We start from the raw sequence: 12,856 nt of genomic DNA on the forward strand, positions 1-12,856 counted from the left end.
CCGGTATCAAATTGTGTAACGGACTGAGGGAGGGTGTTTGGCTGGTGTTTGACTGGTGTTTGACTACTGATGGGTGTCTGTGGGCAATAGCTTGCGCCACACCGCTCAAGGCGGCTGTTATTGACCGACGGCCAGCCTCAGCAGGTGCAGGTGGTGCACTATCTGAGTCAGGGGCAGTATGTGTGCTCTGGGGCGGGCACCTGCCAGGCGGGTTAGAAAGTGGACTTGTCCGCCGGAATATTCCCCATCTTTGTTGTTGGTACTTTTTGCAGATTCACTTCACATTTATCGTTTAACCGAACGTCATCGGTCAGGTTTTTATGGGTTTGTTACCCCGATCGCGGGCTCGGTTCTCGTTTTCGCTGCAAGCCTATGCCGCCAGTCTACTGGTGGCGATGGGTGCGGTTTCTCCTTTGCCGCTGTGGGCACAGTCTTCGACAAGCGGCGATCGCTCTCCCTTTTGCCAGGTCGTTGAAGATCAAACCTCTCCCTATTTGGACGTCACGGCCATCCGTGACGCCATTGAGCAGGGGGGCGATCTCAACCAGCTTTGCGATTTTTATGGACAACAGTGGCTGCCGCTGAATCTGTTGATTTCTAGCGAGAGTGACCTGATTGAACGGGCGATCGCCCAGGGCGCTGATGTCAACGGTCAGGATGGGGAAGGCAACACGCCGCTGCACTACATTCGCTACCACGGGGAGGCCGTGGCCCAGCTGTTGATTGATCGTGGCGCTAACGTCAACGCCAGAAATCACCAGGGCTCCACGCCTCTTCACAACATCTATGGCGACAAATCCCCAGAAGTAATGCAGCTCTTGCTCGACCACGGGGCTGACATCAATGCCAGCAACCAAGAGTACTTTACCCCCCTGCACCGGGCTACCGAAGAGACTATTGCCTGGCTGCTCGCAAATGGAGCAGACCTCAACGCCCGTACCAACCAAAACTGGACGCCGTTGCACTATGCCGTCACCGTGCCCGCCGTGGCGATACCGCTGATTGAAGCTGGTGCGGATCTCACGTTGCAAAACGCCTATGGTGCGCCGATTCATGGCAATAGCCTTGCCCCAGCGGTGTTGACGGCGATGCTAGACCAGGGTGTGAACGTCAACCTGACCAACCAGCAGGGAGAAACGCCCCTGCACCGACATCGGTTTAGCCCCGAACTGACTCGGATACTCATCGATCACGGCGCTGATGTCAATGCCCAAGATAACCAGGGCTGGACACCCCTGTTTGATGTCAATATTGACGTGGCGCGGCAGCTGGTAGCGGCGGGAGCCGATCTCACTGTGCAAGACCACCAGGGGCGTACGGCGCTGCATCAGGCAGCGATCGAAGCAACCAGCTATTGGGGCACCGAGCTGACGGCGCTGTTTTTGAGCCAAGACTTGCCCGAGCCGCTCTATGCCGTGCGGGATAACAATGGCGAGACAGCGCTGGAGATTGCCCAGCGGCTGGGCAAGACAGAAATCGCCAACCTCCTACAGGTGGCTGAAGCAGCAGCGGGGAACGATCGGGCCGATGGACCCGCAGACGAGAATACGGCGGTTTTACGGCAGCTGCTCCGGGCTCAGAACTGGGCGGCGGCAGATCGAGAGACCCGGCGACTGCTCGATCCTGCCTCAGTCCCGAACCAGGCGACTGAGGCTCCAGTGGTGACCCCAGCGCTAATTCGGGCCATCGATCAGGCGTGGCTGACGGCCAGCGACGGGCGCTTTGGCCTGAGTGTGCAGCTGCGGCTGTGGCAGGCGGCCCAGGCGGCCCACCCCAACGACCGCGATGCGGCGGTAAATGATTTTCGCGATCGCGTTGGCTGGAAAATTCCGGATCCCCGCGAGGAACCCGATTTTATCAGCAGTGACTGGCGCAATGAGTCAGAGCTGACCTACTCGCTCCAGGCTCCCGAGGGGCACCTGCCCTGGGCTGGGGTCTCAGACGCGGTGGTGCAGGATCTGGCAACGCCCGGTCCTGGCGAGCACTGCGGCAGCTGCACCATTGACGCGATGGCGCTGCGGGATAGTCGCTTTTATGGCCGCATTCCTGAGCTGATGGCGGCGGTGGCCACCGCAATGAACCCGCCCGCCGATGCATCCTGGCGATCGCCCCAGGAGCGGTTTAGGCTTGACCTAACGGCGATATTTCAGACCGAACCGTATTGGGCTGATAGCATCTCCCCCCACGCGGTGGCGATTAGCCCCGACAGTCAGCTAATCGCCGTGAGCAGCTCTACAAATGTTGCCGACTATGAGGCGACGTTAGCGCTGTGGAACCTGACGACAGGAACCCACCGCGTCACCCTGCTGCCAGTGGCTAGATTGCGGGCCGAGGCCCTGGCCTTTAGCGCCGACAGTCAAACCCTGTGGGCTAGGTTAAACAACGGTGACCTGGCCATCTGGGATACGGCGCGGGGCACGCTGATGAAGCAGTGGTCTGCCGACCAGTGGGGGGTGAGCGAAATCGTAACTAGCCGCGACGGCAACTATGTCTATACCGGCGGAAATGGCACCGTCAAAATCTGGTCGCCCAGCGGTCAGCTTTACCGCACCCTGCGGCTGTCGGCTGGGGAAGTCAACCCCGGCCCGGTGCGATCGCTGCTGCTCAGCCCGGACGGTAGGCAACTGGCCGTGGCCACCGACCGCACGATTCAGCTTTGGGGCACCGAGGGTCGGCTGATTAAAGTCACCACCCAAATCACGGATCAAACCGAGATTGTCTACGACGCCTTTTCCCTGGCAAACGGCATGGCCTTTAGCCCCGATAGCCGCTACTTTGCCACCCTCGATACCGACCGCAGCGTCAAGCTGTGGAATGCGGCTACCGGAGCGCGAGTGATTACCCTGCGAATGCCGGATCCCCCGCAGGCGCTGGCCTTCACCCAGGATGGTCAAACCCTGATCGTGCGAGACCATCAGCAGATGCTGATGTACTGGAACTTGCAGACCTATCAGCGCGATCGCACCCTCTCTGTCGACACTACGGACACCGAAGGCGCGATTTTTCTGGCGAGACCGATTATCCTTAGCCCCGACGGTCAAACCTTTGCAGTGCCGCTTCTGATGGCCTCGTTGGACGGTGCCATCGATCTTCGTCGGACCAGCGATGGCGAGCGTCTAGCCGTCTTGCCAGGGAATACCCTGCAATTTAGCCCCGATAACCGCTGGCTGGTCACCGAGACCTATACTGCCCGAATTTGGTCACCCGAGTAGGGTCGCGGGGTCAGCAGCAGCATGCTCCACAGAATCTACTCAATTGGTCTCGGCATCCTGCTGATCGGTGGGCTGTACGCTTGTCAGATGCCTCGGTTTTTCGCAAGGGGAGGAGTTGACTACGGCCAACTGGAAGAGCAGCTTCAGGCGCAAAATTGGCAAGCCGCGGATGCTACAACCTTGCAGATGTTGCTGACGGTGAGCGATTCAAAGCCGCCTCCGAGCGCTGGGGAGAGACCGCCGACTGGGGCGGTGCCGGTCTGCCTCAGCGTCTAATCGATCTAGAGCAAGCCCTGGCCCAGCAGCGCTGGATTGATGCCGATCAGATCACGCAGATTTTGTTCGACCACTATCGCCAGGCCCACTGGGCCGAATTTGGCGAAAACGATAGCCATCAACTGATTCCCTGCTATCTACCGACCGCTGTCGACGGTCTGTGGACGGACTATTCTCAAGGCCACTTTGGTCTCACGGCTCAAGCCAAAGTTTTAGCAGATCTGGAGCTGTTGCCGACCGAGGATCAACCCCCCAGCCCCCAACAAACGCTAAGCTTTTTTCAGGCAGTGAGCTGGCCAGAACGCCTGCCCGATCGGTCTGAAAATCCCTATCAACCGGCCTACGATTCAGTGTCACCGGAGCAAGTTCCCAAGGGACATTACCCGTACTACATGGGCTATAGTTTCTCAACCTACGGCTCGGGGTATAACACCAGCTGGCGGTGGTTTCTCGACCCAACCTGCGGTTTTAACTCGAAGGTCAGGTAATTTGCAAACGTCCATTAATTAGGCAAGGTTCGACGTGGGGGCATTGCAGTGCAATGCCCCTACTGGTGCGATCGCCCTAGATTTGGCAGAGGATGGCGATCGCGCCAATGGTCTCATTCGTCACCTCCAGCTCCATCGTGCAGGCGGCTTCCGAGTTGGTGTACTGCCAGTAGTCTGCATCGGAGCGGGGCTCCACCAGCGGTGCCCCGTAGAGCCGTTCGGCTTCAGCGGCGGTAGCGCCGGGGCACAGACCCGACGGCGTGCAGTAGCTGGGGCTGACGCTGCGAATGTTCGAAATCGCCCCTTCGAAGAAGCTCATCGACATTCCCCGATACGTGAACCGGGTCGAAAAGGGGCTGACCTGGTCGATCTGATCGGGCTGACCGAGCTGGCCAATCACCTCAGCTTCTGTAGCCCCTGCCTCAACACCCCCCAGCGAGAATTGATCAGATGCGATCGTGCCGATACTGCTGTAGGCCTGCCAGCCGTTGGCCGTGCAGATGCCGCCGCCCTCAGGCGCGCTGTCGCTGTGGCACCAGTAGTTTTCCCCGTCGAACACATGGCCAGGGTTGATGGTGGTGAGCTGGCTGGTAGGTCGCCACTCATATTCACCGCCTTCGTCGTAGTAACGGTATTGATTGCCGCGCACTTCTAGCCCCTGGCCGGTGCCGCCCATCGCGTAGTAGCCCTCGGCAATGCGCGGGCGAACGGTATTTTGCTCCGGGGTCTGGGCGGGGCGGCTATCGCTTGATTCGAGCTCAGCGTCAGTTGGCGCAGGGGCCACGGCGGCGTCTGCGCCAACGGCGGCACTGGCCGCTGTCGGGCTGCTTGGCTGGCTGGTTGGGCTCTCAGCCGTGGCAGAGGGTTCACCACAACCATAGGCGGCGATCGTGAGCGCTGTGGTCAGCAGCAGGGTACTGAAGCGTCGGCAAAAGAGATTGGATTTCATAGTGCTTGAGGATGGGTCGAAAGGTGAAGGGGTAAAACCGGATCAGCGTGACAGAGGGATGCTTCATCAAAGCTGGCATTCGACTGTGATGGCGTCGATGGCGTCGTTACCATCAACAGCGATTTTTAGCCAGCAGGTGCCGGGCTCAGATGGGTAATATTCCATATACTGCCCGTCTTCTCGGTCGGCTACGGTGGGGGTGCCGTATTGGGCGCGGGCGCGCTCAAAGGCCATGTTGGGGCAGATGCCGCTGGGGGTGCAGTAGGCTGAATTGGCGCTGGTGACTTCGATCACCCGCCCTTCGTAGAAGAAAACCGTAAGGTCGGTATATTCAAAGGTGCGATCGCCGAAATCTTCAACAATGGTTTCAGGCTGCCCTAATCTGGCGATTACGGTGGCTTCATCATCGCCGGGATAAATGCCCCCGAGGGAAAGTTCGCTGGCCGATATCGCCAGATCCTCTACCGGCTGAGGCCGGGCAGTGAGGCCTGTTTCTGGCATGGCTTGAGACGATGTTCCGATGGGCGTTGCGGTAGATGTCGGGGTGTCTTCTAAGGCCCGATTGGATGGCGGTACAGATGAGGCCTGGGTACAGGCCAGGGAGGCGATCGCAGCGCTACCCCCCAGCAGCGCCGCGGCAACCATGCAGATTCCGTAGCTGTAGTTTCTTCGCAGCATTTGTATATTTCAACCCGTTTGGGATAATTGCTTGGTTCGGCCAGCGATCCTCTCGCCCCAGTGCTGAGATGTCAGGGTTGAGAAGATCGCTTGACGCTGTGTACTTTGGCAGATGCTATGGCGCGTGAAGGGATTGCCAGGACAGTTTAGATGATTGAATTCTAAGCACAGTGTGCTTTTCTTCGTTCTTCTGTCTTCTCTTTTCGTTCTTTAGCTGACGCTCAGCGCCCCCGATAGGCCGCGGCCTCCCAGCGAGCTACCTTGACCCCGCCATTGACCACGTCGGTTTCCACCCCATTGGGCAATCTCACCCAGTCACCCAGCGGCGTACTGCGGGCATGGAGGCCCACCAGGTAGTAGTTGCCATCCTCGAACAGCGCAAAGATCGGGCCGCCGGATGCTCCCGGATTGGTGTCGCAGTCGTGGGCTAGGGTATCGTTAAGGTCGTCGTCGGTATGCCAGACACCCAGAATGCTGCACGCCTGGTCTACCCCTGCCGTTTCAGTCGGCAGACCAAATTCCCGCAGGTTTTCGGTAGGAAAGTCGCCTGAGTAGCCCAGCAGGTTGATGCGCTCAAAGCTGGCGTCTAATACGTCGGGGTCGTCGAAATCGAGATTGCGCTAGCCCATGTAGCCGTAGTAGTCGCCCAGGGCATCGGCAAGCCGCAGCACCGCCCAATCGTCTTTTTCGACCATGTAGTTAGTCGACCAGCCCGTTTCGTAGCTGATAATTTCAGCCTCGTCCAGGGCAATGCCTTCGATCAGGCTGGGCTTAAAGACCAGCTTGAGTCTCAGATCGGCATTGTCAGCTATCAGCCCCCGGTAGTCGCCAGGTTCGATGAAGGTATCAACCAGGTCGCCAGACCCGTCTTGTAGCGGCAAAATCAGACAGTGGGAGTTGGTCAAAATGGCGCTGGGGCCAATCAGAGTAGCGGTGCAGGTGGAGATAGCTTCTCCCTGGATTTGCCACTCCAAGCGGCCCATGGCCACCCAGGGAAATTCGCGGGTAAGGACGGGCCGACGCTCGTCTGCGCCAATCACTACCCGGCTGTCGCCGTAGGGGGCGTCGCTTTGGGAGAGGTCGGGGGGCAGTAGAGTGGTGCTGTCGGTGTCAGCGTTGAAGGGGAGCGCGATCGCAGCGGATGCGCCGGGCACCGTCTGATCAGATACCTGAGCAGGAGCAGGCTGGTGCAGCCCTAAAACGACCACCAGCGTCACCAGTAACAAAACTCCAAAGGGTTTACGGAGCCATTGTTTCAGCATGTTCAACTAACCTTTTTGAATAGTTGGAGGAATAAATTGGAGAAGTTGTTTGTGAGGAGTTGTTTGTATTGTGTCTTTTGTTTTTTGGCCCCTCGGGCCGGTATCAAAAACGGATACCAGCCCCTAGCGCCACTCGCCCTGAAGGGTAAAAGCCGCCCAGTAGTAGGGGCTTTGGCCTGCCTGCCACTGGTCGAGCTGAGCGGCCCGCAGCGCTGCCGCTGGCGTTAACCCGTCCTCTAGCAGATGGCCATACAGCCCGCCCATTAGCGCCGCTGTGGCTTCGTCATTTACATTCCACAACGACACGGCGACCCTTTCCGCACCGGCGTACATAAATCCCCGCGACAGGCCAATAATGCCCTCGCCGCTGACGTTCTCGCCACGTCCGGTTTGGCAGGCACTCAGCACCACCAACTCTGCCGCCAGCCGCAGGTTAAAGATGTCGTGCAGCCGCAAAAAGCCGTCGTCGCGCAGTTGCCCCCGCGCGTCTACCAGCGACAGCACAATACCAGAGAGCTGCGGGTTCACCGGGTTGATGAAGCCGTGGGTCGCCAGGTGCAGCACGCTGTACTGGTTGAGCCGGGGATTAGTCACCCAGTCGTAGTTGGCCTCAAAGTCGAAGGCCGACAGGGCCGGTATACTGCGCGCCTGGGCCTGGGCCAGAATGCTGTTGGCCTCGGTGCGGGTAAAGGGCAAGGGGGCGATCGCTTGCAGGTCCATATCCCGCAGGTTGCGTTCGGCCGCCTGGGGCAGGGGCGCATTTGTCTTCTGGCTCAGGCGCTGGTCGTCGGCCCCATAGACCGGGTCGGCGAGTACCGCGATCGACAGGGGCAGTTCACCCCGATTGGCCAGTTGCTGTCTGAGGATGGCAACGGCTGAGATAGAGGGCTGGGAGAGAATTTCATGCTCTACCAGCAGGGGAACGTACTCAGCGCTGCCGGGCACCGCCAGGGCGGCAAAGGGAATCTCTGAGAGCACCCCGTCTCCGGCAATCAGCAGGCGCTTGCCCTCGGCCCAGTCTGGTAGCTCAGGTAAAATCATCGCCGTCAGCGCCTGGGCCGGACGCTTGATAAAGGTGACGGCACCGGGCTGAGCCACCGCGTTACGAAATGCCTGGGCGGCGGCGGCGATGGCTTCTCGTCCCGGTAGCACTATGCTCTGGAACTGGTCTTTGCCCACCAGATACAGGTAGCTCTGGTTTTCGCCCAGGGCATACTGCACCAGCACCGTATCCTCGTCGAGCAGCTGCTGCTGAATCAGGGCCAGGGTGAGCGGTCGGGGCTGCACGGTGTCGGCGTAGGCGGGGCTGACCCGGCGAATCTCGGTCAGTTTGGTTTCGAGCTGTTGCAGAACGGCCTCGCTTTCGCGGTCGATGGCGGCGGCCTCGGCCTGGGTGTAGTCGCCACTACGCAGGGCGATGCGACGACTTTCAATGGTTTGCAACTCGGTTTTGAGGGCCTGCTCCTGGGCCAGCAGCGCTGGGTCAACGCCCTGGCGAATGTCGACGTTGGCTTCGCTCAGCAGCTCAATCAACAGTCGAGCGCGTGAAGCCTCACTGGTTTCAAAGGCGGCTTCAGGCCGACCCATCTGCATCAGCAGGTCGGTCTTGAGCTGGTAGTAGTCTTGAACGGTGGCGAAGTAGCTGGAGCGCAGATCACCGGGGCTGATGGCTAGGCGCAGGTCTTCAACCAGGGCGATCGCGTCATCAATAGCTGTGAGAGCGTCTTCTAGCTGGTTCTGCTCTTGGTATAGCAATGCCAGGTTGTACAGGGTGTCGGCTTCCCCCGGCCTGTCGCCTACGACTCGTCTCAGTGGCAGCGCCTGCTGGTAATAATCTAAGGCGGTAGCGCGATCGCCGAGGGCCTGATAATTGGTCCCGATGTTATTGAGGGTCGTGGCCTCACCCTGGCGATCGCCCACGGCTCGGCGCAGTGGCAACGCCTGCTGGTAATACTCCAAGGCAGTGGCGCGATTGCCGAGGACTTGATAAATTGCGCCGATATTGTTGAGGGTAACGGCCTCACCCTGGCGATCGCCCACAGCTCGACTCAGGGACAACGCCTGCTGGTAATAGTCCAAGGCGGTGGCGTAATCGCCGGTAACATTGTAAATTCCACCAATATTGTCGAGGGTCACCGCTTCCCCTTCGCGATCGCCCACGGCCCGCCTCAGCGACAAGGCCTGTTGGGAATAATCGAGGGCAGTTTCGTACTCGCCGAGGTCACTGTAAACCGCGCCAATATTGCTCAGGGTAGCCGCTTCACCGCGTCTGCTGCCCACGGCCTGATTGAGGACCAAGGCCTGCTGGTAGTGCTCTAAGGCGATCTCACGCTCACCCAGGGCATCATAGAGCGAACCTATATTGTTGAGGGTCGTGGCTTCAGCTTGCCGGTCGCCGATTGCCTGACTTAACGGCAGGGCTTGCTGATAGTAATCCAACGCGGTGTCGCGCTCGCCGAGGGCATTGTAAACCGAGCCCAGGTTGCCGAGAATAACGGCTTCAGCTTGCCGGTCGCCGACGGCCCGACTTAACGGTAGGGCCTGCTGATAGTAATCCAACGCGGTTTTGCGATCGCCCAGGCCATCGTAAACGAGGCCGATATTACTGAGGGTGGCGGCTTCACCCTGCCTGTCGCCGACGGCTCGTCTCAGGGGCAGGGCCTGCTGGTAATAATCTAAGGCGGTTTCGCGATCGCCTAAGGTGTCGTAAACGAGGCCGATATTACTGAGGGTGACGGCTTCACCTCGCTTATCACCCACGGCCTGTCTCAAGAGCAGGGCCTGCTGATAATATTCAAGGGCCGTTTGGTGCTCGCCCAGGGCGCTGTAGACATTGCCGATATTGGTCAACGCGGAAGCTTCGCCCGCTTGGTCGCCGATGGCTCGATTCAGGGGTAGGGCCTGCTGGTAGTAGGCTAAGGCAGTTTCGCGATCGCCCAAAGCGTTATACAAATTCCCCATATTTGTCAAAACAGAGGCTTCCCCCCGGCTATCCCCGACGGCGCGACTCAGGGGCAACGCCTGTTGGTAGTAGCTGAGAGCCGTTTCGGTCTCGCCCAGAGCCTGATGGGCAACGCCAATATTGGTGAGAATTGCTGCTTCAGCCTGCCGATCGCCCAAAGCTTGAATCAGCGGCAGCGCCTGTTGGTAGTAGTCGAGAGCGGCGGTGCGATCGCCCAGGGCGTCGTAGACCAGGCCAATATTGTTGAGGGTAAGCGCCAGTTCTCGCTGGGCACCGGCCTGCTGCCACAGCGGTACCGCCTGCAACCACAGCTCAACAGCCTGCCGCAGCGATGCCTCACTGCCCTCCTGAAACAGGCTATTACCCTCCTGGTAGAGGCGACTCGCCTCAGCAAACGGATCGGACTGGGCCAGTGCGATCGCGCTGCTCTGCCAATCCGGCAACATGATGGTGGCTGGCATTAGCCAAACCAAACCGGCACACCCGGCAATTAAAGCCCGCTGTCTTGAGCTCATATAGAAACTCTCTTTTAGAGTTGGACGAAATGACTAACGACGAATAAATACGATGTAATCGCCGTCTGCTTAGCAATTACGCTAATGGGTTTGCGAGCAGTTCATGAAAAGGTTACAGATTTTGAAACTACTGTGTTGACAGGCATCTAAGGCTTGCTCTCCAGGAGGTCGCCCATAGGGTCAGCGGTCAACACCGTCAGCGACTCGGCTAGCGCCACGGCCTCGGGAATCGGTACATCTGCACAGCTGCGCAGGGATTCAAACAGGTCGCCAATGTAGGTAGCCCCAATCAGGCGATAGGCCCCCGAAGGGCCGCTCATCCAGTCGGTAAAGAGATTGGGCTGAGGAAACTGGGCTCGCATGTCGGCATCGGCAAAGGGGCCGTGGTTGAGGCCATAGTCCTGGTCGCCAAAAAGGGGTGGCTGAATGGGGGTTCGGCTCTCGGTAGCCGGGGGGTCGTCAATGCCCTGGGCGGCAAACTCCACCGCAAAGCACTGATTCAGGTCGTTTTGATAGACCACCAGGTAGGCGGGGCCTGAGTCGCCCCGATCGACCCGCAGTTCTGCGATCGCAAAGGACGGCGGTACGGTGCCGGGCACCACCACCTCCACCCCCAGGCTGGTGAGCTGATTGGTTTGCTCGGGAGACATTTGGGCCAAAAAGGCCCCGTCCGGTGGCGGCGGCGGGCCTTCGCTGGGCAGCGCATCATTAGGGGTGTCTAGAGAGACGGACGGGGGATTGGCGCGATCGCAGGCGGCGGCGACCGTTGCTATCATCCCCGCGATTAAGACTCTAGCGATCCATGGGTTTACCCTGCTCACGTGCCGTAGCCTCCGGGTGCAATATCGCCGCTATCCTATCGTGGTGCCCTTGCCATCGGCCTGGTCTGAAGCCCAAACTCGCAGTAAACCTATGGTATGGCATGATAATCACCTGTTGACCTGGAGCTCAGCCCGTTGCATAAGCTACCGCCTCTATCGCTGTCGGTGAAAGTATTCTACGGCGTCGGTGAGCTGGCGGCAGCGGTGCCTGCCAGTCTGTCGGCGTTTTTTGTGCTCTATTTTTTTACCACGGTGGCGGGGCTGAGTCCGGCCCTGGCCGGGGCAGTGCTGCTGTTTGGTCGATTTTGGGATGCCATTAATGACCCCCTGATCGGCTGGCTGAGCGATCGCACCGTGTCGCCCCTGGGCCGTCGCTACCCCTGGATGCTGGGCGGCGTCATCCCCCTGGCAATTTGCTCCGTATTGCTGTGGACAGTGCCGCCGTTTCCGGGACAGTGGGGCATTTTTGCCTACTACATTGTGCTGTCGGTGTTTGCCTTCGCCGCATTCACCACGGTGCAGCTGCCCTATACGGCCCTGGCCGCTGAGCTGGCCGACGACTACGACGAGCGCACCGATCTGATCGGCATGAAGTCGGCCTTTAGCATTGGCGGCAGCATTGTGGCCCTGCTAATGGCCCAGGTGGTCTTTGCCCGAGTAGCCGACCCGGCCCGCCAGTACGTTATTTTGGGGGCGCTGTCGGCCTGTCTGGCGGTGGTGATTATTGGCCTGTGCGTGGCCGGTACCTACCGTCGCTACTGGCAGGTGCAGCGTGGTCGCCCCCGTTTGGCCACCAACCCTCAGTCGCCAGCCCTGCTGCCCCAGCTGCGCAGCGTGTTTAGCAACTCTGCCTTTCGCCAAATTTTGGGCCTTTACCTCTGCGGCTGGATGAGTGTGCAGGTGACCGCCGCCATGCTGCCCTACTTTGTGGGTGCCTGGATGGGGCTGCCCGCCACCCACTTTGCCCAGATGGCCCTGGCGGTGCAGGGTACCGCGATCGCCATGCTCTGGGGCTGGGACTGGGTGGCCAAGCGCACCGGCAAGCGCACGGTGTTTCTCATGGGGGCTCCGCTGGCGGCCTTTGCCCTGGGTGGTCTGGCCACGGTGCAGCCGGGCCAGGTGGTCTGGATGTATACCCTGGGCGTGATTGCGGGCATAGGGGTGGCAACGCTGTACATGGTGCCCTTTGCGATGCTGCCTGACGTGGTAGACCTCGATGAGCTAAATACCGGCCTGCGGCGGGAGGGGCTCTACTTTAGCGCCCTGGTGTTTTTGCAAAAGCTGGGGCTGGCGATCGCGCTGTTTATCTCGGGTCAGGTGCTGGGCTGGACGGGGTATGTGGCCAGTGCCGAGACTCAACCTGAGGCGGCCCTCACCGCCATTCGCCTGCTGATTGGCCCTTTGCCTGCGGTGTTATTGGCCGTGGGGCTGTGGTTTTGCTACCGCTACCCGATCAGCCGCGATCGCCACCAGCAAATTTTGCTGGCCCTAGACGAAAAGCGCCAGCAGCGCATGGATACCGAGGCGACCCCTGATGCCGATGCGCCAGTTCAAGGGAGCTAGGAGTATTCCATCTAAAAACGGGCAGCCAGAGGGCAGAAATATCTGCACATAGGGAACAAAGCATTTACTCCTGCGACTGAGTAAGAATTAGGGCTGTGCTGTAGCCGCCCCAAAACGTACTTATGCACTA

At 59.6% G+C, this 12,856-nt stretch carries 9 protein-coding genes; 3 read left to right on the forward strand and 6 right to left on the reverse strand.

The genetic code is table 11. The features are described 5' to 3' along the window. Positions 1–320: 320 nt before the first annotated feature. Both IQ254_RS06040 and IQ254_RS06045 read left to right on the forward strand, forming a co-directional pair. Positions 321–3,212 (forward strand): ankyrin repeat domain-containing protein, encoded by a 2,892-nt coding sequence (locus IQ254_RS06040; RefSeq protein ID WP_193965270.1) that lies wholly within the window; start codon positions 321–323, stop codon positions 3,210–3,212. 155 nt (positions 3,213–3,367) lie between these two features. Further along, on the forward strand, positions 3,368–3,976 hold the full coding sequence (locus IQ254_RS06045) for a GUN4 domain-containing protein (RefSeq protein WP_193965271.1): 609 nt from the start codon (positions 3,368–3,370) through the stop codon (positions 3,974–3,976). A 76-nt stretch (positions 3,977–4,052) separates the two neighbouring features. Here the strand turns inward: IQ254_RS06045 and IQ254_RS06050 are convergent, their stop codons facing one another. From IQ254_RS06050 to IQ254_RS06070, 6 genes are all read right to left on the reverse strand, one after another. Continuing rightward, complete coding sequence (locus tag IQ254_RS06050) at positions 4,053–4,925, reverse strand: hypothetical protein (RefSeq protein ID WP_193965272.1); 873 nt, start codon at positions 4,923–4,925, stop codon at positions 4,053–4,055. 66 nt (positions 4,926–4,991) lie between these two features. Then, positions 4,992–5,570: a hypothetical protein gene (locus tag IQ254_RS06055; protein WP_193965273.1), complete on the reverse strand. Its 579-nt coding sequence runs from the start codon at positions 5,568–5,570 to the stop codon at positions 4,992–4,994. 254 nt (positions 5,571–5,824) lie between these two features. Then, a complete protein-coding gene (locus IQ254_RS32005; protein WP_255526979.1) occupies positions 5,825–5,953 on the reverse strand; it encodes a hypothetical protein in 129 nt (42 codons plus the stop codon). Positions 5,954–6,223: 270 nt separating this feature from the next. Then, entirely contained in the window at positions 6,224–6,865 is a 642-nt protein-coding gene (locus tag IQ254_RS06060; protein WP_193965274.1) for a serine protease, read from the reverse strand. 123 nt (positions 6,866–6,988) lie between these two features. Continuing rightward, positions 6,989–10,342: a tetratricopeptide repeat protein gene (locus IQ254_RS06065; protein ID WP_193965275.1), complete on the reverse strand. Its 3,354-nt coding sequence runs from the start codon at positions 10,340–10,342 to the stop codon at positions 6,989–6,991. A gap of 146 nt (positions 10,343–10,488) precedes the next feature. Further along, positions 10,489–11,118: a hypothetical protein gene (locus IQ254_RS06070; RefSeq protein WP_193965276.1), complete on the reverse strand. Its 630-nt coding sequence runs from the start codon at positions 11,116–11,118 to the stop codon at positions 10,489–10,491. A 180-nt stretch (positions 11,119–11,298) separates the two neighbouring features. Between IQ254_RS06070 and IQ254_RS06075 the strand changes: the two genes are divergently transcribed. After that, positions 11,299–12,726, forward strand: a complete 1,428-nt coding sequence (locus tag IQ254_RS06075) for an MFS transporter (protein ID WP_228040234.1) — start codon at positions 11,299–11,301, stop codon at positions 12,724–12,726. Positions 12,727–12,856 lie beyond the last annotated feature (130 nt).

The organism is Nodosilinea sp. LEGE 07088, assembly GCF_015207395.1.
GTDB lineage: Bacteria > Cyanobacteriota > Cyanobacteriia > Phormidesmidales > Phormidesmidaceae > Nodosilinea.

Bases quoted from the DNA above. Each gene is read 5' to 3' on its own strand.
- IQ254_RS06040 (WP_193965270.1), top strand. From the start codon at position 321: ATGGGTTTGTTACCCCGATCGCGGGCTCGGTTCTCGTTTTCGCTGCAA.
- IQ254_RS06050 (WP_193965272.1), bottom strand. From the start codon at position 4,925: ATGAAATCCAATCTCTTTTGCCGACGCTTCAGTACCCTGCTGCTGACC.
- IQ254_RS06055 (WP_193965273.1), bottom strand. From the start codon at position 5,570: ATGGTTGCCGCGGCGCTGCTGGGGGGTAGCGCTGCGATCGCCTCCCTG.
- IQ254_RS06060 (WP_193965274.1), bottom strand. From the start codon at position 6,865: ATGCTGAAACAATGGCTCCGTAAACCCTTTGGAGTTTTGTTACTGGTG.
- IQ254_RS06065 (WP_193965275.1), bottom strand. From the start codon at position 10,342: ATGAGCTCAAGACAGCGGGCTTTAATTGCCGGGTGTGCCGGTTTGGTT.
- IQ254_RS06070 (WP_193965276.1), bottom strand. From the start codon at position 11,118: ATGATAGCAACGGTCGCCGCCGCCTGCGATCGCGCCAATCCCCCGTCC.